General features: G+C 60.2%; 20 protein-coding genes. 7 read left to right on the forward strand and 13 right to left on the reverse strand.

Annotated features, from left to right (window positions below):
* Positions 1–10: 10 nt before the first annotated feature.
* Positions 11–754, forward strand: coding sequence for a uroporphyrinogen-III C-methyltransferase (cobA, locus tag CXQ82_RS23260; RefSeq protein WP_101272482.1), 744 nt, complete (start codon positions 11–13; stop codon positions 752–754).
* 60 nt (positions 755–814) lie between these two features.
* Here the strand turns inward: cobA and CXQ82_RS23265 are convergent, their stop codons facing one another.
* The 8 genes from CXQ82_RS23265 to ppsA form a co-directional block, all read right to left on the reverse strand.
* Positions 815–1,795, reverse strand: a complete 981-nt coding sequence (locus CXQ82_RS23265; RefSeq protein ID WP_101272483.1) for an OmpA family protein — start codon at positions 1,793–1,795, stop codon at positions 815–817.
* Between the two features lie 107 nt (positions 1,796–1,902).
* Entirely contained in the window at positions 1,903–2,493 is a 591-nt protein-coding gene (gene sigX, locus CXQ82_RS23270) for an RNA polymerase sigma factor SigX (protein ID WP_003175518.1), read from the reverse strand.
* Between the two features lie 87 nt (positions 2,494–2,580).
* A complete protein-coding gene (locus tag CXQ82_RS23275; RefSeq protein WP_003175519.1) occupies positions 2,581–3,405 on the reverse strand; it encodes a mechanosensitive ion channel domain-containing protein in 825 nt (274 codons plus the stop codon).
* A 2-nt stretch (positions 3,406–3,407) separates the two neighbouring features.
* Entirely contained in the window at positions 3,408–3,653 is a 246-nt protein-coding gene (locus CXQ82_RS23280) for a hypothetical protein (protein WP_005790375.1), read from the reverse strand.
* Positions 3,654–3,738: 85 nt separating this feature from the next.
* Positions 3,739–4,734 carry a zinc transporter ZntB gene (locus tag CXQ82_RS23285; protein ID WP_101272484.1) on the reverse strand — a complete coding sequence of 332 codons (996 nt, stop codon included), beginning with the start codon at positions 4,732–4,734 and terminating at the stop codon, positions 3,739–3,741.
* A 25-nt stretch (positions 4,735–4,759) separates the two neighbouring features.
* Positions 4,760–5,251, reverse strand: coding sequence for a ribonuclease E activity regulator RraA (gene rraA / locus CXQ82_RS23290; protein ID WP_049711998.1), 492 nt, complete (start codon positions 5,249–5,251; stop codon positions 4,760–4,762).
* A 187-nt stretch (positions 5,252–5,438) separates the two neighbouring features.
* A complete protein-coding gene (locus CXQ82_RS23295; RefSeq protein WP_101272485.1) occupies positions 5,439–6,428 on the reverse strand; it encodes an alpha/beta fold hydrolase in 990 nt (329 codons plus the stop codon).
* A 106-nt stretch (positions 6,429–6,534) separates the two neighbouring features.
* On the reverse strand, positions 6,535–8,910 hold the full coding sequence (gene ppsA, locus CXQ82_RS23300) for a phosphoenolpyruvate synthase (protein ID WP_101272486.1): 2,376 nt from the start codon (positions 8,908–8,910) through the stop codon (positions 6,535–6,537).
* Positions 8,911–9,088: 178 nt separating this feature from the next.
* On the opposite strand from ppsA, the gene CXQ82_RS23305 reads away from it, so the two are divergent.
* On the forward strand, positions 9,089–9,907 hold the full coding sequence (locus CXQ82_RS23305; RefSeq protein ID WP_003193298.1) for a pyruvate, water dikinase regulatory protein: 819 nt from the start codon (positions 9,089–9,091) through the stop codon (positions 9,905–9,907).
* A 146-nt stretch (positions 9,908–10,053) separates the two neighbouring features.
* Here the strand turns inward: CXQ82_RS23305 and CXQ82_RS23315 are convergent, their stop codons facing one another.
* Positions 10,054–11,478 (reverse strand): PLP-dependent aminotransferase family protein, encoded by a 1,425-nt coding sequence (locus CXQ82_RS23315; protein ID WP_101272488.1) that lies wholly within the window; start codon positions 11,476–11,478, stop codon positions 10,054–10,056.
* A 160-nt stretch (positions 11,479–11,638) separates the two neighbouring features.
* Between CXQ82_RS23315 and CXQ82_RS23320 the strand changes: the two genes are divergently transcribed.
* From CXQ82_RS23320 to CXQ82_RS23340, 5 genes are read left to right on the forward strand one after another with little or no spacing between them, the layout of a single operon-like run.
* Complete coding sequence (locus tag CXQ82_RS23320; protein ID WP_164444857.1) at positions 11,639–12,532, forward strand: DMT family transporter; 894 nt, start codon at positions 11,639–11,641, stop codon at positions 12,530–12,532.
* Positions 12,533–12,558: 26 nt separating this feature from the next.
* On the forward strand, positions 12,559–14,421 hold the full coding sequence (moeB, locus tag CXQ82_RS23325; RefSeq protein ID WP_101272490.1) for a molybdopterin-synthase adenylyltransferase MoeB: 1,863 nt from the start codon (positions 12,559–12,561) through the stop codon (positions 14,419–14,421).
* A gap of 15 nt (positions 14,422–14,436) precedes the next feature.
* Positions 14,437–15,351: a PLP-dependent cysteine synthase family protein gene (locus CXQ82_RS23330; RefSeq protein ID WP_101273857.1), complete on the forward strand. Its 915-nt coding sequence runs from the start codon at positions 14,437–14,439 to the stop codon at positions 15,349–15,351.
* A gap of 37 nt (positions 15,352–15,388) precedes the next feature.
* A complete protein-coding gene (locus CXQ82_RS23335; RefSeq protein WP_101272491.1) occupies positions 15,389–16,381 on the forward strand; it encodes a serine O-acetyltransferase in 993 nt (330 codons plus the stop codon).
* Between the two features lie 2 nt (positions 16,382–16,383).
* The gene (locus tag CXQ82_RS23340) at positions 16,384–17,112 is read left to right on the forward strand and encodes an alanyl-tRNA editing protein (RefSeq protein WP_101272492.1); all 729 of its coding nucleotides are present in this window, start codon (positions 16,384–16,386) and stop codon (positions 17,110–17,112) included.
* Between the two features lie 64 nt (positions 17,113–17,176).
* Here CXQ82_RS23340 and CXQ82_RS23345 read toward each other — a convergent pair whose 3' ends face one another.
* The 4 genes from CXQ82_RS23345 to acnD all read right to left on the reverse strand — a co-directional run bounded on the left by CXQ82_RS23345 (position 17,177) and on the right by acnD (position 23,746).
* On the reverse strand, positions 17,177–18,127 hold the full coding sequence (locus tag CXQ82_RS23345) for a hypothetical protein (RefSeq protein WP_157832192.1): 951 nt from the start codon (positions 18,125–18,127) through the stop codon (positions 17,177–17,179).
* A 142-nt stretch (positions 18,128–18,269) separates the two neighbouring features.
* Positions 18,270–19,754, reverse strand: a complete 1,485-nt coding sequence (gene prpD / locus CXQ82_RS23350) for a 2-methylcitrate dehydratase (RefSeq protein ID WP_101272494.1) — start codon at positions 19,752–19,754, stop codon at positions 18,270–18,272.
* A gap of 195 nt (positions 19,755–19,949) precedes the next feature.
* The gene (gene prpF, locus CXQ82_RS23355; protein WP_101272495.1) at positions 19,950–21,140 is read right to left on the reverse strand and encodes a 2-methylaconitate cis-trans isomerase PrpF; all 1,191 of its coding nucleotides are present in this window, start codon (positions 21,138–21,140) and stop codon (positions 19,950–19,952) included.
* An 11-nt stretch (positions 21,141–21,151) separates the two neighbouring features.
* Positions 21,152–23,746: a Fe/S-dependent 2-methylisocitrate dehydratase AcnD gene (acnD, locus tag CXQ82_RS23360; protein ID WP_101272496.1), complete on the reverse strand. Its 2,595-nt coding sequence runs from the start codon at positions 23,744–23,746 to the stop codon at positions 21,152–21,154.
* Positions 23,747–23,877 lie beyond the last annotated feature (131 nt).

Genomic DNA, 23,877 nt, shown 5'->3' on the forward strand with positions numbered 1-23,877 from the left:
GGGACACCCCATGAATGCAAAAGTCTGGCTGGTGGGCGCAGGCCCCGGCGACCCGGAGCTGTTGACCCTCAAGGCTGTGCGGGCCATGAACGAGGCCGATGTGGTGCTGATTGATGACTTGGTCAACCCGGCGGTATTGGAGCATTGCCTGGATGCACGGGTAATTACCGTCGGTAAACGCGGCGGCTGCCGATCAACCCCACAGGATTTTATCCACCGCCTGATGCTGCGTTATGCACGCCAGGGCAAGTGCGTGGTGCGGCTCAAGGGTGGCGACCCGTGCATTTTCGGACGCGCAGGCGAAGAGGCCATGTGGCTGCGCGAACGCGGGGTCGAGGTAGAGCTGGTCAACGGGATAACGGCGGGGCTCGCCGGTGCGACGAATTGCGATATCCCGCTGACCCTACGCGGTGTCAGCCGTGGGGTCACCCTGGTTACGGCACATACCCAGGACGACAGCCGCCTTAACTGGCGCGCATTGGCGGAGGGCGGGACAACACTGGTGGTGTATATGGGCGTGGCGAAGCTGGAGGAGATTCGCCAGCAGTTGCTCGATGGTGGGATGGCGGCGGATATGCCTGTGGCGATGATCGAAAATGCCTCGCTGCCCCAGCAGCGCGAATGCCGCAGTGAGCTTGCACGGATGTATGCGGATGCCCAGGCATTCGCACTGAAAAGCCCGGCGATCCTGGTGATCGGCAGCGTTGCCGCCAGCGGACAAGCCGCCTCCATCGCGTCGGCTGCCAGCGCTTGAGACAAATCGCAGGCAAAAAAAAGCCCGGCCTAAGCCGGGCTTTTTTATACCACTCAGTAATTACTGAGCAGTAGCTTCAACCGACGCTTCTACGCGACGGTTAACAGCACGACCAGCTTCAGTTGCGTTGTCAGCAACTGGGCGGGATTCGCCGTAACCTACTGCAGTTACACGGCTAGGAGCCACGCCGTCTTTAACCAGGACTTGCTTAACAGCGTCAGCACGACGCTGGGACAGCTTCTGGTTGTAAGCGTCTGGACCTACGGAGTCAGTGTGACCAGCAACTTCTACGTTGGTAGCTGGGTACTGAGCCATGAAGTCGGCCAGGTTTTTCACGTCGCCGTAGCTGTTAGGCTTAACAACGGACTTGTCGAAGTCGAACTTAACGTCCAGCTCAACACGAACAACCTGAGCAACTGGAGCTTCTGGCTCTGGAGTTGGCTCTGGAGCTGGTGCTGGGGTAGGAGCTGGAGCAGCTGCGCCAGCGTTGCCGCCGAAGTTCACGCCCAGGCCGACCAGTGCGGAGTAGTCCCACTTGCCGTTGTCGATTGCGTAGTCAGCTTCAACACCAGCACGAGCGTACAGGTTGTTGGTGAAGTAGTACTTCACGCCAGCGCCAGCGATAGCCAGGGTCGACTGATCGCGACCGCTGTGGCCGTCAGCCTGAACGTTGGTACGGCTCTGGTGGCCGAAACCGCCTTCAACGTATGGACGCAGGCTGTCAACGCCAGCCTGACCGAAGTGGTACTGAGCAGTCAGGCTGCCAGTGTCACCTTTGATCTTCTGGTTGCCAGTACCGTCGTTCGAACGGGTGTGGTTGGTCTTGTCGTAGGACAGGTTCAACGACAGGTCGTCGGTCAGGAAGTAACCAATGCGAGCGCCTGGGTTGAAGCCGTCTTCGATGTGCTTGACGCTATCGTTGTACTGCTTCTTGTAGAACAGCTCGCCTTCAACTGCGCCTTGGCCTTGTGCCAGAACGCCGAAAGAAGTAGCGGCAATAAGAGAACCAATGGCCAAGCCCAAGGTGTTTTTCAGTTTCATCCGTTAAATCCCCATCTGGTGATTGTAAAGCAGTCCCACAAACCGGGGGACAACTCGGTGGCAAGTCTAACAGAACCTGCCTACACGTAAGAGATATTTGCCACGCACTAAGTTTCAGTCTCGCCCGCAAATTTCTCACGTAATTTATCTAGAGCACGTTTGTAACGCATTTTTGTAGCACTCAAACCCATGTGCATGATGTCAGCGATTTCCTGAAATTCCAGCTCTGCGACAAATCGTAGCACCAGAATTTCGCGGTCAATCGGGTTCACATACACCAGCCAGCGATCGAGCCCGCCCTTCTCCTCGGGTGCCGGCGCCTTTTCTTCAGACGCCTCCTCAAGGGGGTCAAGACTCAAAGCGTCCATCAAGCGACGCTTTCGCCGTTCCTTCCGATACTGCGTGATGCACTCATTGTACGTGATGCTGTATAGCCAGGTTTTGAACTTCGATTTGCCCTCAAAGTTCTTCAAACCGTACAGCACCTTGAGCATCACTTCCTGACAGACATCATCCGCATCTCTATCGTTCCCTAAATACCTTGAACAAACGTTGAACAGAGTGCGTTGATATCTGCGCATCAATTCTTCGTACGCGCGAGTTACGTGAAACAGCTCCGTGTGCGCGCGCGCGACCAACTCCTCATCAGAGAGCTCACGGGGGTCATAGCGCGTGGACAGCGTTTGGGCTTTATTCAAAACAAGTCGTGCCGACAGTCAGGTCAATATCCACTACAACCCGGTAAGCCGGGTTTGCGGCGGCGTACATTAGCAGGGTTTACCGGATTAGCGGCTACTGACCTGCTGCTCGAGGAGGATCCGATTGGACAACGACACCAGGTCGCCGTCATCGGTCAGCACCGTCGTCTTGACCGTGCCGATCTCTTCGATTTGCCCTTCGACCTCGCCCACACGCACCTGTTGCCCTACCTGATACAACTCACGCACATAGATTCCCGCAAGAATCTGCCCGGCAATTTCCCGGCTTCCCAAGCCCATGGCCAGCGCAACGGCCAGACCAACGGTAATCAAAACAATCACAATCACATGGTTGAGCAGGTCAGTTTTGACCTCCAACTGGCTGATCGCGACCGAAATACTGATGATGATCACCAGCCCCTGGGCGATTCGCCCCAGGCCGGCAGCATAGTCCAACCCCACGCCTTCTGCGGCGCCGCGCACCAGGCCATTGGCCAGTTGCGCCAGCAAAACGCCTACCAGCAGTACCAGCGCACCACCGAAAACCTTCGGCAAATACAACGCCAGCATGTCGAGCGTAGCTGAAACTCGCTCAAGTCCAAGGGATTGAGCCGCAGAAACCAGAAAAATCAGCAGAACAAACCAATAAACGATCTTGCCGATCAGTGTCGAGATCGGCACTTGCAGCCCCGCACGCCCCAGCAGTTTGGTCAGGCCGGTGCCAGCCATCAGGCGATCAAGGCCGAGTTTGGCGAGCAATTTCGACAGCAGGGTATCGAGCAACTTGGCCACGACAAAGCCCAGCAGCACCAGTACCAGAGCACCAAACAGGTTGGGAATGAAATTCGCCACCTTGGTCCACAATGCGGTCATCGCGGTGACCAGGCTCTGGGTCCAGAGATCAAGTTCCATATTCAATCAGCCTTATCAGCAGTGCGAGCAAGAGGTTTACGACGGGAAACAGGCGATACGTGGGCCGAACCATTGTTCAGGGCCATCATCAACGCCGGCAGCCAGCGGCCGAGCAGACCGAACAAGTCACCCGCCCCTACCTGACGGTTGGCGGTTTTCAACACGCGGCCCAAGCAGGCGTCGTCGTCACGGTTGGACGGCGAAGCATTGAGCATGTCACGCAAAGACTGTTCGAACGGATCGTGCATAAAGACCTCTCGCAAGTGTTTTAAAAGACGAGGGTTAAATTCCAGGGGTCACATGCCCCCTGCTTACGTTCAGGTCATATTCAGCTCAAACCCAGCGCAATCGTCGAAATAGCCACCATTGTCCGAGTGCAACCGACACCATTAACAGGCACGCAATCACGAATCCGTAGGGGCTGGCAGAGAACGGTATGCCGCCCACATTGATGCCCAGCAAACCGGTCAGGAAACTCATCGGCAGAAAGATCCCGGTGATGATCCCGAAGCGGTACATGGTGCGGTTCATACGTACGCTCAAGCGCCGATCTTCGGCCTCAAGCACAAGCCCTACGCGCTCCCGGGTCAATTCGAGCTCTTCCAGGTAGCGGGTCAGGCTGTTGTTCAATTCGTTCCAATAATCGGCATCGTCATCACAAAACCACGGCAATTTTATCCGGGTGAGCTGGGCAAAAATATCCCGCTGCGGGGCAAGGAATCGCTTCAGCCCAGCCGCTCGGCGACGGATCTGCAAAACGCTGCCATGCTCCGGGGTATACCGTTCGTCGGTATCCAGTTTTTCTTCCTCTGCGTCGACGACTTCCGACAAGTCCGTGACCAGATCCTGCACTTTATTGGTCAGGTACTGCGCCATATAAAGGATGAGTTCCGATGCGGTTTTCGGCCCTTTGCCGTCTGCCAACTGCACCAGCAGCTCATCGGTGGCGCGCAGTGGGCGCAAACGCAGGGAAATCACACGGCTGGCGGCGGCGAAAATACGCACCGAAACCATGTCTTCCGGCTCGGCCCCCGGGTTGAGGTTGACCCCACGCAGGAACAGCAGCAGTTCCGCGTCCGGCAGCGGCAGCAAGCGCGGGCGGGTGTTTTCCTCCAGCAGCAGGTCACAGGCGAATTCGCTCAGGCCACTGGATTTGCGCAGCCAGGTCTGGGTTTGCGGATGGCTGCGATCCCAGTGCAGCCACAGGCTTTCCTGAGGCTGCAGTTGCAAATCGTCGAGCTCAGTCCGGGCAATCGAACGCGCACCGCCTTTACCGTCCAGCACCAGGGCATGTACCAGCCCCCATTGCGCGTTTTCTTCCTCGAACATCCTCACCCCTGTCGGTTCTTGCGGTTTATTCAGGCATTTTCAGCGGGCTGGGCGATACGATCACGCCGTTATTATCGGCATACACGTATTCACCCGGGCGGAATGTAACGCCAGCAAACGTCACCACCACGTTCAGGTCGCCGATGCCGCGCTTGTCGGTCTTCATCGGGTGGCTGGCCAGGGCCTGCACGCCCAGATCGGTCTGGGCGATCACATCGACATCGCGGATGCAGCCGTAGATCACCAGCCCTTCCCAGCCGTTTTTCGCGGCTTTCTCGGCGATCATGTCGCCCAGCAAGGCGCGACGCAGGGAACCACCACCGTCAACCACCAACACCTTGCCGGCGCCCGGCTGGTCGGCCTGTTCCTTGACCAGGGAGTTATCCTCGAAGCATTTGATAGTGACAATCTCGCCGCCAAAGGAGTCTCGGCCGCCGAAGTTGCTGAACATCGGCTCAAGCACCTGCACCAGGTCCGGGTAGGCGTCGCAGAGGTCGGGGGTCACGTAATGGTTCATTGAAAAATTCCTTTCCGTCAAAGAAGTGTCTTTCGAAAGAAGCGCCAACGATGCAGGTGCGCAACATCCCATTCGCGTCGCCGCAACGCAAGAGCGACGAAGCGACTGAATATGACCAGAAGCGTTTAACGCGTCATATCTTAGCCGCAACCACCCGTGAGCGAAACGCCCTTGGTAGAGCGTGCCGTCAAACCGTGGCCAGCACCGCGGGCGATGCGCCGAACAAAGGTGTCAGCGGATCTTTCAGCCACTGCGCAACCAATGGCCACACTTCGACCTGGGCGGCTTTGCTGACGAGCATTTCCACATGCCCGAAATCCCCGGTAAACCCTTGCTGGCGGCCCAGGCACAGGTATTGACGGTGCTCAGAGCCAACTTGCTCGAACAGCTTGCGGCAGGCCCAGTCAGGGTCTTGCTGGTCCCCTGCGGCGCTGACGGCCAGCAGCGGCACATCGACCTCCGCCAGGCCCTTCCACCAGTCGTTTTTGCCCTCGCCGAAGCGGCCGAACAGGCCGTTCCAGCGCATGGCTTCGATCATCACGCCCGCCGGTTCGTCCTCCGGGCCGCGTTTGAGCCGCGAGCCGGACACCTCACCAAAACGCTTCAAAAGCAAACGCCCGGTCCACTCCACCGGGGGAATTTTCAACGGCCAGTGGGTGCGGCTGACCTGGCTACCAAACAGTGCCACCGAGGCCACCGCCGGCGCGCCAAGATGCTGGCCGCCGAGTGCCGCCGCCAGGGCAATACCGCCCAGGGAATGGCCAAGCCAGTGGGGAACCTGCCCACTCTGCTCACGCACAAAGGCGCCAATGGCCGGCAAATCGTAGCGCGCGTAGTCGGCGACCCGATTCTTCGCGTAGTCATGATTGCGCTTGGACAGGCCATGGCCGCGCATTTCCGGGACCCACACGTCGAACCCCTGGCGCGCCAGGTAAGCGCCCAGGCCGATACCCTTGGGCGAGTACCAGAAGCGCCGGTTGGAAAAACTGCCATGTAACAAAATTATCGGGATGCCCCGGTTTTCCGGGACATCGGCCAGGCCCAAACGGGTCACCGCCAACTCGACGGTACCGTCGGGGCTGTTACCGGGCTTGAGGCGGTATACGTCTTCACTCAGGTCGCCACGACGTTCAGCGCTGATCAGGGCGACGGGAAACAGATTGCTGCTGCTTTGCATAATGCTCTTGCACAAAAAAGGGCGGCGTCCGGAAGGATTCCCGCCCTGCACAGATAAGAATGCCGGTCACCCGCAACGGGTGACCGGCACTTTTGACGTATCGACCTTAGACGGACGCCTGGCCTTCCGCCAGGAAGAACCAGGTTTCCAGCACGGAATCGGGGTTCAGCGAGACGCTTTCGATACCCTGTTCCATCAGCCATTTGGCCAGGTCCGGGTGGTCGGAAGGGCCTTGGCCGCAGATGCCGATGTACTTGCCGGCCTTGTTACAGGCCTGGATGGCGTTGGCCAGCAGCTTCTTGACCGCAGGGTTACGTTCATCAAACAGGTGCGCGATGATCCCCGAGTCACGGTCCAGGCCCAGGGTCAGCTGGGTCAGGTCGTTGGAGCCGATGGAGAAGCCATCGAAGAATTCCAGGAACTCTTCGGCCAGGATGGCGTTGGATGGCAGTTCGCACATCATGATCACGCGCAGGCCGTTTTCGCCACGGGACAGGCCGTTTTCGGCCAGCAGGTCCACCACTTGGCTCGCCTCACCCAGGGTGCGCACGAACGGCACCATGATTTCGACGTTGGTCAGGCCCATCTCGTTACGCACACGTTTCAGCGCGCGGCATTCGAGCTCGAAGCAGTCGCGGAACGCTTCGCTGATGTAACGCGAGGCGCCACGGAAACCCAGCATCGGGTTTTCTTCTTCCGGCTCGTAGAGCTTGCCGCCGATCAGGTTGGCGTATTCATTGGACTTGAAGTCCGAGAGGCGCACGATAACCTTTTTCGGGTAGAACGCCGCCGCCAGGGTGCTGATGCCTTCCACCAGCTTCTCGACGTAGAAGCCCACCGGGTCGTTGTAGCCGGCGATGCGCTTGTCGACGCTTTCCTTGATCTCCAGCGGCAGGCCGTCGTAGTTCAACAGGGCCTTGGGGTGCACGCCAATCATGCGGTTGATGATGAACTCCAGGCGAGCCAGGCCCACACCGGCGTTCGGCAACTGCGCGAAATCGAAAGCGCGGTCCGGGTTACCGACGTTCATCATGATCTTGAACGGCAGGTCCGGCATCGCGTCGATGGAGTTTTGCTTGATATCGAAGCCCAGCTCGCCTTCGAAGATGAAACCGGTGTCGCCTTCGGCGCAGGATACGGTCACACCCTGGCCGTCTTTCAACAGTTGGGTCGCGTTGCCGCAACCGACGACTGCAGGAATCCCCAGCTCACGGGCGATGATCGCCGCGTGGCAGGTACGCCCGCCGCGGTTGGTGACAATCGCGCTGGCGCGCTTCATCACCGGTTCCCAGTCCGGGTCGGTCATGTCGGAAACCAGTACGTCACCGGGCTGGACCTTGTCCATTTCGGACACGTCCTTGATGATCCGCACCTTGCCGGCGCCGATACGCTGGCCGATGGCGCGGCCTTCCACCAGCACGGTGCCGGTTTCTTTCAGCAGGTAGCGTTCCATGACATTCGCCGAGGTGCGGCTCTTCACGGTCTCAGGGCGCGCTTGCACGATGTACAGCTTGCCGTCGTCACCGTCCTTGGCCCACTCGATGTCCATCGGGCACTTGTAGTGCTTTTCGATGATCATCGCTTGTTTGGCCAATTCGCTGACTTCAGCGTCGGTCAGGCAGAAACGCGCACGCTCGGCCTTGTCTACATCAACGGTTTTCACCGAGCGACCGGCCTTGGCCTCGTCGCCGTAGATCATCTTGATGGCCTTGCTGCCCAGGTTGCGGCGCAGGATGGCCGGGCGGCCGGCTTCAAGGGTGTGTTTGTGTACGTAGAATTCGTCCGGGTTCACCGCGCCTTGTACGACGGTTTCGCCCAGGCCGTAGGCGCCGGTGATAAACACCACGTCACGGAAGCCCGATTCGGTGTCCAGGGTAAACATGACGCCGGCGGTGCCGGTTTCCGAGCGCACCATGCGCTGCACACCGGCAGACAAAGCCACCAGCTTGTGGTCGAAACCCTGATGCACGCGGTAGGAAATGGCGCGGTCGTTAAAGAGCGAGGCGAATACTTCCTTGGCCGCGCGGATCACGTTTTCCACGCCGCGAATGTTCAGGAAGGTTTCCTGCTGGCCGGCAAAGGAGGCGTCCGGCAAGTCTTCGGCGGTGGCCGAGGAGCGCACGGCAACGGCCATGTCCGGGTTACCGGCCGACAGAGCGGCGAAAGCGGTGCGGATTTCTTCGTTGAGCTTCTCGGGGAACTCGGCTTCCATGATCCACTGGCGGATCTGGCTGCCGGTCTTGGCCAGTGCGTTGACGTCATCGACGTCCAGGGCGTCCAGCGCGGCGTGGATCTGAGCGTTGAGGCCGCTCAGTTCGAGGAAATCGCGGTAAGCCTGGGCCGTGGTGGCAAAACCACCGGGCACCGACACACCTGCGCCTGCAAGATTACTGATCATCTCGCCGAGGGATGCGTTCTTGCCCCCCACGTGCTCTACATCATGGACGCCGAGCTTATCGAGGGAAACTACGTACTCTACCAAGGTGATCTCTCCACTAACTGTGTTGGAAAAGCTCAGGACGCCGGCAGCTCAATAGGAGCTAACGCCCGCGCTTGTGGCCTGGACCTGGAAAATAAGTGAGAATGCGGCCCACTGCGGGACGGCAAAATCGCGCCTATCATATCCAAGATTCGCCATCAGCTTAAGGCCCAGGGCTCAAATGAAACGATCTGCTTTCTTTATCTCCGACGGCACCGGCATTACAGCCGAAACATTGGGCCAAAGCCTGCTCGCGCAGTTCGAAAACATTACCTTCGCCAAATTCACGCGGCCCTATATCGACAGCGTGGATAAAGCGCGGGCCATGGTACAACAAATCAATCTGGCGGCTGAAAAAGACGGTTTTCGGCCGATCATTTTCGACACCATCGTCAATCAAGACATTCGTGAGATTCTCGCGACGTCGAATGGTTTCATGATCGACATTTTCTCGACCTTCCTCGCGCCGCTGGAGCAGGAGTTGAGTGAACACTCCTCCTACTCGGTAGGAAAGTCCCATTCCATTGGGCATAACTCCAACTACATGGAGCGTATCGAGGCGGTGAATTTCGCCCTCGACAACGACGACGGCGCCCGCACGCACTACTACGACAAGGCCGACCTGATTCTGGTGGGCGTGTCGCGCTGCGGCAAAACGCCCACCTGCCTGTACATGGCCATGCAATTCGGCATCCGCGCGGCCAACTACCCGCTGACCGAAGACGACATGGAGCACCTGACGCTGCCCGCCGCCCTGCGTGCGCATTCCCACAAGCTGTTCGGCCTGACCATCGACCCGGACCGCCTCACCGCCATCCGCAACGAACGCAAGCCCAACAGCCGCTATTCCAGCTACGCCCAGTGCGAGTTCGAAGTGCGCGAAGTGGAAAATCTGTTCCGGCGCGAGAATATTGCGCACATCAATTCCACGCATTTTTCGGTGGAAGAGATCTCGGCGAAGATTCTGGTGGAGAAAGGCGTGGAGCGTCGCTTCAAGTAACCCTGATTGCCCGACAGCGCCGAAACTCAAAAATGTGGGAGCGAGCTTGCTCGCGAAGGCAGTGTGTCAGTCAACAGATTCATTGGCTGATTCACCGCATTCGCGAGCAAGCCCGCTCCCACATTTAGAGCGGTATACATTCATATCTAAAGGTGAAACCTGCCCCCACCCTGCCCCAGCGCCGTCGCCAACGCATCAAACCCCGCCCGCAACAGCTGATCATCCCCCGACGTATTGCAGATACTCGCGCGGATAAACTGCGGCACCGCCGTTTGCCCCACGGCAAAAGCCTCGGCGGTGGCGATCAGGTAATTGCTCTGCTTGAGTTCCGCCTCAATTTCCGACGCGCGCCACGGCTCCGGCACTTCGATCCAAAAGTGCGGGCTGTTCAGGTGGGTGCGGTATTCCAGGCCGGCCAGCAGGCCCTGCACCAGGGCCTTGCGGCGGCTGATCTCGTTGATCTGCTGGCGCAACAGATACTCCGCCGTGCCGTTTTCGATCCACTGGGTGGCCAACTCCAAGGTCACCGGTGTGGCCATCCAACAGGTGGAGCGCAACGCCGCCGAGATCCGGCTGACCAATGCCGATGGCGCATGCACGTAGCCCACACGCAGCCCGGCGGACACCGCCTTGCTCAAGCTGCTGATCAAAATCGTACGCTCAGGGGCGAAATGGCTGAGGGGCGGCGGGCGGTCTTCGACCAATACGCCGTGGGCTTCGTCCTCAAGAATCAGCAGATTATGTTCCCGACACACTTTCACCAGGGCCTCACGGCGCGCCACCGATAACACCGCCGTGGTCGGGTTCTGGATAGTCGGCGTGCAATACAGCGCCGACACCCGGTGATTGCGACAAACCTCATCCAGCGCACCCGGCAGTACGCCTTCCTCGTCCATCTCCAGGCCGATCAGGCGTATACCGAGCATGCGCGCGGCGGTTATCAACCCGGGGTAAGTCAGTTGCTCGGTGACCACCGTATCGCCGGCGCGCAGCAACGCCATCATCGCGCAAAGCAGGCCATGCTGGCCGCCATTCACGCAAATGACTTGCTCGGGGATCGGATGAAAGTCCCGCTGTACCAGCCATTGCGCACCCGCATCGCGGTAGCGCGGCAAGCCGGCATCCGGGGTGTAGGCGCTGATGTCCTGGAGGAACTTGGCGTTGGTCGACAGGGTTTGGAAGCTCTGGGCCAGGAAAGTGGTTTCCTGCCCCGGGATATGCATGTTGCGGCTCATGTCGAAGTACTGGCGCGGCTCCTCGCTGAAATTGCGAAAACCTTCGTCGCGCTGGCGCTCCATCCCACGTTTGCGCACGAAAGTGCCGTCACCTACCCGAGCCACCACCAACCCCAGGCGTTCCAGCTCGCCGTAGGCCCGGCTGATGGTGCCGATGGTCACGCCCAGATTGTCGGAAAGCACCCGATGGGGCGGCAGTTTTCTTCCGGGTTCAATCAAGCCTTCGAGGATGCCCCGTTCCATGACATCGGACAGGCGCTTGTACTTAACGCCCTGCCCGCTGGACAACCCCTCACGCATAATTGACACCATGTCAATATTTGTTTTGACAGCCATCTTTCGCCCTAATAGTGTGCTTTTACGGGTTCAATCGCCGAATTTTACAACTCATTACAAGCTCAATATAGAGTTCAATTTCGGCTCATGGAAGTAATAAACGATGCCAATGTCCGCCGTTCTCGAAAACACCGCCAAAACAAAAAGCCAAAAACAGTGGTTGGCCGGGCTGGTCACCAGTGTGATGTTCCTGATCGTGTGCCTGAGTTGGGGCACCACGTGGCTGGGTATCAAGATTGCCGTGGAGAGCGTGCCGCCACTGACGTCCGCCGGCCTGCGCTTTCTGATCGCCTTCCCGCTGTTCCTGTGTTTTGCCCTGGTGCGCCGCGAGCCGATCGTGTTTCCACGGGAGAGCCGCTGGTTCTTCGTGTTCGTGACCCTGTCTTACTTCAGCGTTCCGTATTACCTGCTCAACTATGGCGAGATGCATGTGTCGTCCGGCCTCACCGCCCTGCTATTCAGCTGCATGCCGGTGTTTATCCTGATTTTTTCCGCGCTGTTTCTGCGCGAGCGCATCTACTTCTCCCAAGTGGTCGGCATCGGTATCGGTTTCGGCAGCCTCTACATGATCATCCGCAGCCAGGGCCTGCACCTGGATCACGCTGAGTTCTTCGGCGTGCTGGCGATTCTGACGGCCGCGATCATGCACGCCTTGTGCTACGTGATCACCAAGCAAAAAGGCAGCGCTATCAGCGTGATCACCTACAACACCCTGCCCATCGGCATTGCCGGGTTGATGCTGTTCGTGGCCGGCCTGTGGTTTGAAACACCCACCTTCGAAAACATCACCCTGCGGTCCTGGAGCGCTCTGTTTTACCTGGGGCTGGTGGCTTCGGTGGGCGGGTTTATCGTGTATTTCATGCTGCTCAAGCGTTTGAGCCCGATCATCCTTTCATTTGTCTTCATCATCTTCCCGGTGTTCGCGGTGATCATCGGCGCCTGGTACGAAGGCGTGGCGATTTCCCGCGACCTGATGCTGTATTCGGCCATCCTGCTGGCCGGTTTTGCGATCACCAAGTTGCCGATTGAAAAACTCCTGGCCAAGAAAAATTGACCCCTTCACACCAATGCGAGAGAAACATGGACGTCCTCCGCCCCACCGCCCTGGAACAGATCTACGCCCACGCCAGCCGCAGCTACCCCGAGGAATGCTGTGGTTTTGTCTTCGCCGACGGCAGTGTGTACCTGGGCAGCAATATCCAGAACGAGTTGCACCGCAAGAACCCCGAGATGTACCCGCGCACCGCCGCCAACGGCTACACGTTCTCGGTGGCCGACACGCTGCTGATGAACAAGGCGTTGCGCAGCGACAATCCGGTGGTGGTGATCTACCACTCCCACCCCGATGTCGGCGCGTACTTCAGCGAAGAAGACCAGGACAAGGCGCTGTTCATGGGCGAGCCGATCTACCCCGTCAGCTATCTGGTGGTAGACGTTCGCCAGGGCCAGGCCCTGGGCTCAAAGCTGTTTGCCTGGGATGGCCAGTATTTCGCCCTTCAACCCTTCAACGACCTGCACACGGAGTTGTCCATGAACGCTGTCTCTTTCCCTGACATTCTGGTTCGCGTGGCCAAGCTGCCGGAATCGACCCTCGAGGGCACTGGATCGACATTGCGCGAAGTCATTGAAAACCTCTGCAGCAGCCATCCGCAGTTACGCCCGCACCTGTTTCATGAAAACAACAACCAGCTCAAGGAACACTTCCTGTTCACCGCCGAGGAAGAGCTGATCAGCGCCGACGACCGGCTACCGGAAAAAGCCCGGATCGAAGTGCTGCTCGCCACCTCCGGCGGCATGGATGTCGATGCGCTGAGCAATGAAGAAATACAACGCTACGTACGCCACATCACCCTGCCCGGCGTCGGTCGCGAGGGCCAGTTGAACCTCAAGAAAGCCAAGGTGCTGATCATCGGTACCGGCGGCCTGGGCTCGCCGATCAGCCTGTACCTGGCGGCGGCTGGTGTCGGCACCCTGGGCCTGGTGGATTTCGATGTGGTAGAGAGCAGCAACCTGCAACGCCAGATCGTCCACGGCAACAGCACCCTCGGCATGCCCAAGGTTGACTCCGCCAAGCAGCGCCTGCACGACCTCAATGCGCATATCCAGATCAACGCCCACAACACCGCCTTGAATGCCGATAACGCCTTGGAGCTGGTGGGCGCCTACGACCTGGTGATCGACGGCACCGACAATTTCGACACCCGCTACCAGGTCAACGACGCCTGCGTGCAGCTGGGTAAACCGCTGGTGTACGGCGCCATCTACCGTTTCGACGGGCAGATCAGCGTGCTCAACTATAAAGGTGGGCCGTGCTATCGCTGCCTGTTCCCCAGCGCGCCACCGGCGGAACTGGCGCCCAATTGCAGCGCGGGCGGGGTGATCGGCGTGCTGCCCGGCGTGGTCGGGATGATCCAGGCCACCGAGGCGATCAAATTGCTGATCGGCATCGGTGAACCCCTGTCCGGGCGCTTGATGCGCTTCGATGCGCTGGCGATGAAGTTCAGCGAAATCCGCTTCAAGCGCCGCGCCGACTGCCCGTGCTGCTCCGAGCTGCGCCACAGCGAAACCCTGGCCCCGGCCGCCTGCGCGGATGCCGTGCCGAACCGGCCGATGCTGGCCGAAGAGCGCTACATCAAGCCGCGGGTGCTCAAGCAATTGCTCGACCACCCGCGCAGCGCTGACGTGCTGCTGGACGTACGTGATGCCAGCGAACTGGAAGTGTGCAAATTGCCAGGCGTGGTGCATATCCCCCTGGCCGAACTCGACGGTCAGCTCGACAGCCTCAGCCGGGATAACACCCACTACCTGATCTGCTATGCCGGCACCCGCGCCGAGCAAGCCGCCAGCACCTTGCTGGCAGCAGGCTTCGCCAACACCAAAGTCCTGCAGGGCGGCATGAAACACTGGGTTCGCGACGTCGAACCCGACATGCCTTTGTATTGAGCCGAGGGCTGAATGATGTTGCATAACTCCATTCTCGAGGTGATCGGCCACACGCCGATCGTGCGCCTGGCACAGTTTTCCGAAGACCTCGGCATCGAGGTCTACGCCAAGCTTGAATCCCTCAACCCCGGCGGCAGCCACAAGGCGCGCATCGCCTTGGGCATGATCCTCGACGCCGAACGCCGCGGCGTGTTGATCCGAGATTCCGGGCAAACCATCATCGAACCCAGCGGCGGCAATACCGGCATCGGCCTGGTGATGGCGGGCAACGTGCTGGGCTACAAAGTGGTGCTGGTAATCCCCGATAACTACAGCCCGGAGAAACAGAAGCTGCTGCGCCTGTACGGCGCCAAGGTGGTGCTGTCGGACAGCCGCCTCGGTAACAATTCCCACGGTGAAAAGTGCATGGAACTGCAGCTGGAAAACCCCAGCTACGTAATGCTCAACCAGCAACGCAACGGCGCCAACCCGCAAACCCATCGCGACACTACCGCGCCGGAAATCATCCGCGCCTTTGGGGATCTGCGCGTGGACTACTTCGTCAGCGGCATCGGCACCGGCGGGCATATCACCGGCATCGGCGAAACCCTGAAGGCCAACTGGCCGGCCATCCGTGTGATGGGCGTGGAGCCGGAAGAATGCGACCTGCTGAAAAACCAGCACGCGCCCCACCATATCCAGGGCCTGTCGATCGGCCTGATCCCGAGCATCCTCAACCTGGACGTGATCGACGGCATGCTCAAGGTCTCGCGCCAGGCGTGCATCGACATGATGAAACGCATCATGCGCACCGACGCCATCAGCCTGGGCCTGTCCTCCGCCGCCAACATGGTGGCCATCGCCCAGCTCGCCCCCGAATTGCCGCCTGAAACGGTGGTGTTGACCATGGTTTACGACAATGCCGACAGCTACCTGCCCAGTTTCGAATAGGCGGTTTCCCAACCATCCAGAATGCGGGGGTGCCTCCATGGGGGGCTTTATCGACATGCAACAGCTGCACGATGAGTTGCTCACCCACCTCATCAAAACCCTCACGCCCGCGCAGATGAAACAGCTGGAACCGCACCTGGCGCCGCTGATCCAGAACGCCGCACAGGCGGTGGCCGAGGATTTGATCGCCTATACCTATCGCGACCCGGCCTCACGCGGGCGCGGCGAGCTGATCCTGGAGTCCTACGCTTCGTTTAAGGCCGTCTTGTTCTACCGCCTGGCGCATCTGGTGTGGAATTTCCCGGATCGGGTCAACGGTGTGTTTTCGCGTATCGCCCTGAAGCTGAGCAACCAGGGCAAGGTGCTCTCCGGCGCCGAGATCCACCCGGCGGCGCGCATCGGCCGGCGCTTTGTGCTGGACCACGGCTACGGCACGGTAATCGGCGAAACCTGCGAGATCGGCAACGACTGCTACATCCTCTGCGGCGTGACGCTCGGCGCCCGCGGCATCGCCAACAACCCCGACGGCAAGCGCCACCCGCGGCTGGGCAACAATGTCGAAGTCGGTTCCGGCGCCCGCGTGCTGGGCTATGTGCTGATTGGCGACAACGTGTTTATCAGCCCGTCCTGCGTGATCACCCAGGATGTGCCCGCCGGCACCAAGGTGAAGGTGGTGAACCAGATCCAACTGCAAAAAAATCATGAGTCGGACCACAGCAACTACCTCGGCGCGTTTGCCTTGGATGAGCGCTTGCATGTGGTCGGCGAGGTCAACGCCAGCCACAAGGTCACCGTGCTGGACGCTGACTTCCACCCCCTGCCGGGTTTGATGCTGGAGCCGACGGTAAAGGAACGTCACCACCTGCAATTTCGCCTGCACCGCGTCGAACCGGGCAACTATCTGCCGCGCTTGCCGCTGAACCTCAAGGTCTGCGGCCCGGAATTTGAAATCACCCTGCTCTCCCCACCTGGCTTGAGCGCAATGGTGCGTTCGCTGCTGCAAGCCAGCCCCATGAACGTCGGAGGTTGAACATGTCTGTGCATACCATGGAAACCCTGGCGCTGTTCGACAGCGCGCCCTACCAAAATGCATTCAGCGCCCGGGTGATTGCCGTCAGCGAACACGGCATCGCCCTGGAGCACACGCTGTTCTATCCCACCGGCGGCGGCCAGCCGGGCGACACCGGCCACTTCACCCTGGCCGACGGTACTCGGGTAGACGTGACTGGCACGGTGCGCGACGCGCTGTCGCGTTCGATCATCTGGCACCAGGTGGAACACTGCCCTGAACAGTTAACCGCGGGGGTGCAACTGGAGGCCGGCATTGACTGGGCACGCCGCTACCAGCACATGAAAATGCACACCTGCCTGCACTTGCTGTGTTCGATCATCGACGCACCGGTAACCGGTTGCAGCATCAGCGCCGATAAAGGCCGGCTGGATTTCGACCTGCCGGAAATGACCCTGGACAAGGACACGCTCACCCGTGATCTCAACGCGCTGATCGCACAGGCCCACGAGGTAAAAACCTTGTCGATGCCCGCGTCGGAATACACCACCCTGCTGCAGATCACCCGCACCCAGGCGGTTGCGCCGCCGGTGATCCAAGGCTCGGTACGCGTGATTGAAATTGGCGGGATCGATATCCAGCCGTGCGGCGGCACCCATGTGCTGAACACCGAGGAGATCGGCCGGGTGTTTTGCGAGAAAATCGAGAAAAAGAGCAAGCATAACCGTCGGGTGATTTTGCGCTTCGCGTAAGCGATTGATACTCACGCGGGCTAGTGTGGGGGTTACCCAACACTAGCCAATCCGGTGTCGAGCTTTATTGTTTTTGCTTGCGGGCTTGCTTGGTCAAGGTATCGAGCTGCTGTTCAAGCTTTGAAGTGGTCTGCTCAAAGTTCTGCTCCATTTGCTCGATTTGAGCCTCAAGTTCATGGTTTTTGTGCTTGAGGTACTCAACGCTGCCGGGAGCCGGCGCGGTTGAATCATTGACGTGGGGCGAATTTTCACTTTGTGTGGGGGCCGTTGTTTCGGAAGCGCTGCGGTCTGAAGAAGCAGTCTTTGTGTCCGACTGCGCGGCGGGTGTCGAGTGTTGAGAAGTACCTTCGCCGAGTAGTTGAGCCAATTTATCCAATTTCTCCGTCAGCTTTTTCATCTCAGCATTGAATTGTTCGATTAATTGATTGAACGCACTTTGAATCTTGGTGAGTTCAGTAGCCAATTTATCAAGCCCCTGAGGCTGGTTTTGCTCGGTTCCCGGAGTGTCCTGAGCCCCCTGGGTAGCCTGGGTAGCCTGGGTAGCCTGGGTGTGAGAGCCCTGTGTAGGAGGCGTTGGCGGCGATACAGACTGACCTTCAGCGCGGCGGCCCTGTGGCTTGGCATCCGGCGCCATGGGCGCCTCTTCAGTCTTGTTGCCTGGAGTGCTGAGCCGCGCAATAAAGCCGTCTATTTTCGTATTGAGCTCGTTGATCCTCATCGAAAACTTCTCGGACAACGCGCTGTATTTGGCGATGAGTTTTTGATTTTTCTGAGTCAGTTCTACTATCTCGCTCTTTGAGTCAGCGCCCTGAGAGTGCTGGTTGACGATGTTGCTGTGTCTTGAAAACTGACCACGCTGTTCGGGCCCTACTGGAGGGCGGGGTGGTGCTGAATTTGCCGAGGTATTGGGGTTGGCGTTTGCATCGGTGTTGCCGCCTGAACGAACAGGCTGCGGCGTTGGTGGATTTTCGTAGCCGTATCGGGGCGCATACGGTTGATTGTTGACACTCGTCATAAAATACCTTTCCCGTTTCTCGTTCGGATCGCATGTAAGGTTTGTCAGACGACCTGCCACTACAAGTCATCTGACACCTGATTGGCATGCGTGGGAAATCAGTTCCAAGGCTGCAAGAAATCCGAGTAGCTGAGGGTGTTTGTCAGACTACAAACATGTCCACAAAACGGTTAACGGGTGTGGCCTCAAGCCGCTCCTGATCCTTGCACAACGCAAATATCTCGGCGCTGTGCTGGGCGGTAAACCGCGTGGCCAGGTTGGCCTTGAACTTGTCTTCCAGCAACGGGATGCCGTCCACCCGGCGCCGACGATGGCCAATCGGGTATTCCACCGCCACCGGCTCGGTGCGGGTGCCGTCCTTGAAGAACACCTGCACCGCGTTGGCGATGGAGCGCTTGTCGGCTTCCAGGTATTCGCGGCTGTAGCGAGGGTCTTCGACAATCACCATTTTGTCGCGCAGCTGATCGATGATCGGGTGGGCGGCGTGGAATTCATCCTCGTAGTGCTCGGCCACCAGGTTGCCGAAAGCCAGGGGTACGGCAGTCATGTATTGCAGGCAATGATCGCGGTCGGCAGCGTTGGCCAGTTGGCCGACCTTGGAGATGATGCGGATCGCCGACTCATGGGTAGTGATCACGATGCGCTCGATCTCATCCAGGCGGTGCTTCACCAGCGGGTGCAAGGTCACCGCCGCCTCGCAGGCGGTTTGCGCGTGAAACTCGGCGGGAAAGCTGATCTTGAACAGCACGTTTTCCATCACATAGGTGCCGTAGGGCTGTGACAGGCTGAACGCGCGTTTGTCTGCGGGCTTGAGGGCCAGGTCCTTGTTGGTGTGGCTGAACAGCACGTCATAAAAGCCCCATTGCGGCGCACTCAGCACACCGGGGATGCCCATCTCGCCACGCAGGGCGATGTCCGCCAGGCGTACGCCACGGCTCGACGCATCCCCCGCCGCCCAGGATTTGCGCGAGCCCGCGTTCGGCGCATGTCGATAGGTGCGCAAGGCCTGGCCATCGACAAACGCGTGAGACAGCGCCGCCAGCAACTGTTCGCGGTTGGCGCCCATCAGCTTGGCCGTGACCGCCGTGGAGGCGACTTTCACCAGCAGCACATGGTCGAGGCCGACACGGTTGAAGGAGTTTTCCAGGGCGATTACGCCCTGGATTTCATGGGCCATGATCATCGCTTCCAGCACTGCGCGCACGGTCAGCGGCGCATCGCCATTGGCCACGCGTTTTTGCGAAAGGTGATCGGCCACGGCGAGGATGCCGCCGAGGTTATCCGAGGGGTGGCCCCATTCAGCGGCGAGCCAGGTGTCGTTGTAGTCGAGCCAGCGCACGATACAGCCGATGTCCCAGGCGGCCTTGACCGGGTCCAACCGGAAGGAGGTGCCCGGCACGCGCGCACCGAACGGCACCACCGTGCCCTCCACCAGCGGCCCCAGGTGCTTGGTGCACTCGGGGAAACGCAGGGCCAGCAAACCGCAACCGAGGGTGTCCATCAGGCAGTTGCGCGCGGTGTCCAATGCGGCCTGGGAATCGATGCGGTAATTAAGGACGTAGTCGGCGATGTCCTGCAAAACCTGGTCGTATTCGGGGCGGTTGTTCTGGTCGACGTTGGCGCTCATGGCAGTTACTCCTAAAAGGTTGGGTTAGTCCTCAGAATCACGGTTGCTGGAAGCAGATCTTGAGTGTCTGCCTTGGAATAAAGATCACCTGTGGGAGCGGGCTGGCTCGCGAAGGCGGTGTATCAGGTACTGAAATGTCACTGACCCACCGCATTCGCGAGCAAGCCCGCTCCCACATTGGTGCGGAGTTGAACCTTAGAAAGCGTCGCCCGGGATGCGCACGAAGCCTTCCATCAACACCCGCGCACTGCGGCTCATGATGGCTTTTTTCACCACCCATTCGCCGTTGACCTGGGTGGCTTCGGCGCCGACACGCAAGGTCCCGGAGGGATGCCCGAACCGCACGGCGTTACGCTCCACACCACCGGCCGCGAGATTGACCAGAGTTCCGGAAATCGCCGCCGCCGTGCCGATCGCCACCGCCGCCGTGCCCATCATCGCGTGGTGCAGCTTGCCCATGGACAGCGCGCGCACCAGCAGGTCGACGTCGGCAGCCTTGATCGCCTTGCCGCTGGACGCCACGTAATCCGCGGGCTTGGCCACAAACGCGACCTTCGGTGTGTGCTGACGCTGGGCGGCCTCGTCCAGGTGCTTGATCAGGCCCATGCGCAACGCGCCATACGCCCGTACGGTTTCGAACATGGCCAGGGCTTTCGGGTCGCTGTTGATCGCGCCTTGCAGCTCGGTGCCGGTGTAGCCGAGGTCTTCGGCGTTGATAAAAATCGTCGGGATGCCCGCGTTGATCAGCGTGGCCTTGAAGGTGCCGACGCCGGGCAATTCCAGGTCGTCGACCAGATTGCCGGTGGGAAACATCGACCCGCCGCCGCCCTCTTCTTCCGCCGCTGGGTCGATGAATACCAGCTGCACTTCGGCGGCCGGAAAGGTCACGCCGTCGAGTTCGAAGTCACCGGTTTCCTGCACCGCCCCATCGGTGATCGGCACGTGGGCGATGATGGTCTTGCCGATATTGGCCTGCCAGACCCGCACCACAGCCACGCCGTTGTGGGGTATGCGGGCCGGGTCGACCAGCCCTGCGCTGACGGCGAACGAACCCACCGCCGCCGACAGGTTGCCGCAATTGCCGCTCCAGTCCACAAAGGGCTTGTCGATGGAAACCTGGCCAAACAAGTAGTCCACGTCGTGATCGGCGCGGGTGCTTTTGGCGAGAATCACGCTTTTGCTGGTGCTCGACGTCGCGCCGCCCATGCCGTCGATCTGTTTGTCATAGGGGTCGGGGCTGCCGATCACCCGCAGCAACAGGGCATCGCGTGCGGCGCCCGGGACCTGCGCCGCAGCGGGCAGGTCCTGGAGGCTGAAAAAGACGCCCTTGCTGGTGCCGCCACGCATGTAAGTGGCGGCGATCTTGATTTGCGGTGCGTGTGCCATGGTTGTCCTCTTCAAGCGGTCGCCGCCGATTCCAGGAAGTCCTGGGCAAAACGTTGCAACACGCCGCCCGCCTCGTAGATCGACACTTCTTCGGCAGTGTCGAGGCGGCAGGTCACCGGCACTTCGACACGTTCGCCATTCTTGCGGTTGATCACCAGGGTCAACTGCGCACGCGGGGTGCGTTCGCCGACCACGTCATAGGTTTCGCTGCCGTCGATCTGCAAGGTGTGGCGATCGGTGCCGGGCAAAAACTCCAGGGGCAACACGCCCATGCCCACCAGGTTGGTGCGGTGGATGCGCTCGAAACCTTCGGCGGCAATCGCTTCCACACCGGCCAGGCGCACGCCCTTGGCCGCCCAGTCGCGGGAGGAACCCTGGCCGTAGTCGGCGCCGGCGATGATGATCAACGGCTGCTTGCGTTCCATGTAGGTTTCGATGGCTTCCCACATCCGCGTGACCTGGCCTTCCGGCTCGATCCGCGCCAGGGAACCCTGCTTGACCTTGCCGTTTTCCAGCACCATTTCGTTGAACAGTTTCGGGTTGGCGAAAGTGGCGCGTTGCGCGGTCAAGTGGTCACCCCGGTGAGTCGCGTAGGAGTTGAAGTCGACTTCCGGCAGGCCCATTTTCGCCAGGTATTCGCCGGCGGCGCTGTCGAGCATGATCGCGTTGGACGGCGACAGGTGGTCAGTGGTGATGTTGTCCGGCAGCACCGCCAGCGGGCGCATGCCCTTGAGCGGCCGCGCACCGGCCAGCGCGCCTTCCCAGTACGGCGGGCGGCGGATGTAGGTGCTTTGCGGGCGCCAGTCATACAGCGGAGTAACCTTGGGGCCGGTGTCTTCGTGAATCGCGAACATCGGGATATACACCGCACGGAACTGCTCCGGTTTCACCGAGGCCTTGACCACGGCGTCGATCTCTTCGTCGCTCGGCCAGATGTCTTGCAGGCGGATTTCCTTGCCGTTGGCGTCGAGGCCCAGCACGTCCTTTTCGATGTCGAAACGGATGGTGCCGGCAATCGCGTAGGCCACTATCAACGGCGGCGAGGCCAGGAACGCTTGCTTGGCGTACGGGTGAATACGCCCGTCGAAGTTGCGGTTGCCCGAGAGCACGGCGGTGGCGTACAGGTCGCGGTCGATGATTTCCTGTTGGATCACCGGGTCGAGCGCGCCGGACATGCCGTTGCAGGTGGTGCAGGCAAATGCCACCACGCCGAAGCCGAGTTTTTCCAGCTCATGGCCCAGGCCCGCTTCTTCGAGGTACATGGCCACGGTTTTCGAACCCGGTGCCAGGGACGACTTGACCCACGGCTTGCGCGTCAACCCGAGCTTGTTGGCGTTACGCGCCAGCAGGCCAGCGGCGATCACGTTGCGCGGGTTGCTGGTATTGGTGCAACTGGTGATGGCGGCGATGATCACCGCGCCGTCGGGCATTTGCCCCGGCACGTCGTCCCACTGGCCGCTGATGCCCTTGGACGCCAGGTCGCTGGTCGCCACGCGGGCATGCGGGTTGCTCGGGCCGGCCATGTTGCGCACGACGCTGGACAGGTCGAAGGTGAGGCCGCGCTCATATTGCGCGCCTTTGAGGTCATCGGCCCACAGGCCGGTATGGCGGGCGTATTGCTCCACCAAGGCGACTTGCTCGTCTTCGCGGCCAGTGAGTTTCAGGTAGGCGATGGTCTGCTGGTCGATGTAGAACATCGCCGCCGTGGCGCCGTATTCCGGGGCCATGTTGGAGATGGTCGCGCGGTCGCCCAGGGTCAGGGCCGAGGCCCCCTCGCCGAAGAACTCCAACCAGGCGCCAACCACTTTCTGTTTACGCAGGAATTCGGTCAGCGCCAGCACCATGTCGGTGGCAGTGATGCCCGGCAGCAATTTACCCGTCAGCTCCACGCCGACGCTTTCCGGCAGGCGCATCCACGACGCACGGCCGAGCATCACGCTCTCGGCTTCGAGGCCGCCGACGCCGATAGCGATCACGCCCAGGGCATCCACGTGCGGCGTGTGGCTGTCGGTGCCGACGCAGGTATCGGGGAAGGCCACACCATCACGCACCTGGATCACCGGGGACATTTTCTCCAGGTTGATCTGGTGCATGATGCCGTTGCCCGGCGGGATCACGTCGACGTTCTTGAAGGCCTTTTTGGTCCACTCGATAAAGTGGAAACGGTCTTCGTTGCGACGGTCTTCGATGGCGCGGTTTTTCTCGAATGCCTGCGGGTCGAAACCACCGGCTTCGACGGCCAGGGAATGGTCGACGATCAATTGGGTCGGCACCACCGGGTTGACCTGCGCCGGGTCGCCGCCTTGCAGGGCGATAGCGTCGCGCAGGCCGGCGAGGTCGACCAGGGCGGTCTGGCCGAGGATGTCGTGGCACACCACGCGCGCCGGGAACCAAGGAAAGTCGAGGTCGCGTTTGCGTTCGATCAACTGGCTCAGGGAGGCGTTGAGGGTGGCCGGGTCGCAACGGCGCACCAGGTTTTCGGCGAGCACGCGGGAGGTGTAGGGCAACGTGGCGTAGGCGCCGGGGGTGATGGCTTCGACAGCCGCGCGGGCGTCGAAGTAATCCAGGCGGCTGCCGGGGAGCGGTTTGCGGAATTCAGTGTTCATCGTCAGGACTCGGTCACGGTAGTTACAAAAGGAGAAGACTGCGACGGGCCAGTGTGGGAGCGGGCTTGCTCGCGAATGCGGTTTGTCAATCAACACATCTGTTACTGATACACCGCTTTCGCGAGCAAGCC

The sequence above is a fragment of the Pseudomonas sp. S09G 359 genome (assembly GCF_002843605.1).
Lineage (GTDB): Bacteria > Pseudomonadota > Gammaproteobacteria > Pseudomonadales > Pseudomonadaceae > Aquipseudomonas.

What these genes read in the sequence shown, in the direction of transcription:
- cobA (WP_101272482.1), top strand. Translation starts at nt 11, where the DNA reads ATGAATGCAAAAGTCTGGCTGGTGGGCGCAGGCCCCGGCGACCCGGAG.
- CXQ82_RS23265 (WP_101272483.1), bottom strand. Translation starts at nt 1,795, where the DNA reads ATGAAACTGAAAAACACCTTGGGCTTGGCCATTGGTTCTCTTATTGCC.
- CXQ82_RS23275 (WP_003175519.1), bottom strand. Translation starts at nt 3,405, where the DNA reads ATGGAACTTGATCTCTGGACCCAGAGCCTGGTCACCGCGATGACCGCA.
- CXQ82_RS23280 (WP_005790375.1), bottom strand. Translation starts at nt 3,653, where the DNA reads ATGCACGATCCGTTCGAACAGTCTTTGCGTGACATGCTCAATGCTTCG.
- CXQ82_RS23285 (WP_101272484.1), bottom strand. Translation starts at nt 4,734, where the DNA reads ATGTTCGAGGAAGAAAACGCGCAATGGGGGCTGGTACATGCCCTGGTG.
- rraA (WP_049711998.1), bottom strand. Translation starts at nt 5,251, where the DNA reads ATGAACCATTACGTGACCCCCGACCTCTGCGACGCCTACCCGGACCTG.
- CXQ82_RS23295 (WP_101272485.1), bottom strand. Translation starts at nt 6,428, where the DNA reads ATGCAAAGCAGCAGCAATCTGTTTCCCGTCGCCCTGATCAGCGCTGAA.
- CXQ82_RS23305 (WP_003193298.1), top strand. Translation starts at nt 9,089, where the DNA reads ATGAAACGATCTGCTTTCTTTATCTCCGACGGCACCGGCATTACAGCC.
- CXQ82_RS23315 (WP_101272488.1), bottom strand. Translation starts at nt 11,478, where the DNA reads ATGGCTGTCAAAACAAATATTGACATGGTGTCAATTATGCGTGAGGGG.
- moeB (WP_101272490.1), top strand. Translation starts at nt 12,559, where the DNA reads ATGGACGTCCTCCGCCCCACCGCCCTGGAACAGATCTACGCCCACGCC.
- CXQ82_RS23330 (WP_101273857.1), top strand. Translation starts at nt 14,437, where the DNA reads ATGTTGCATAACTCCATTCTCGAGGTGATCGGCCACACGCCGATCGTG.
- CXQ82_RS23335 (WP_101272491.1), top strand. Translation starts at nt 15,389, where the DNA reads ATGGGGGGCTTTATCGACATGCAACAGCTGCACGATGAGTTGCTCACC.
- CXQ82_RS23340 (WP_101272492.1), top strand. Translation starts at nt 16,384, where the DNA reads ATGTCTGTGCATACCATGGAAACCCTGGCGCTGTTCGACAGCGCGCCC.
- CXQ82_RS23345 (WP_157832192.1), bottom strand. Translation starts at nt 18,127, where the DNA reads ATGACGAGTGTCAACAATCAACCGTATGCGCCCCGATACGGCTACGAA.
- prpD (WP_101272494.1), bottom strand. Translation starts at nt 19,754, where the DNA reads ATGAGCGCCAACGTCGACCAGAACAACCGCCCCGAATACGACCAGGTT.
- prpF (WP_101272495.1), bottom strand. Translation starts at nt 21,140, where the DNA reads ATGGCACACGCACCGCAAATCAAGATCGCCGCCACTTACATGCGTGGC.
- acnD (WP_101272496.1), bottom strand. Translation starts at nt 23,746, where the DNA reads ATGAACACTGAATTCCGCAAACCGCTCCCCGGCAGCCGCCTGGATTAC.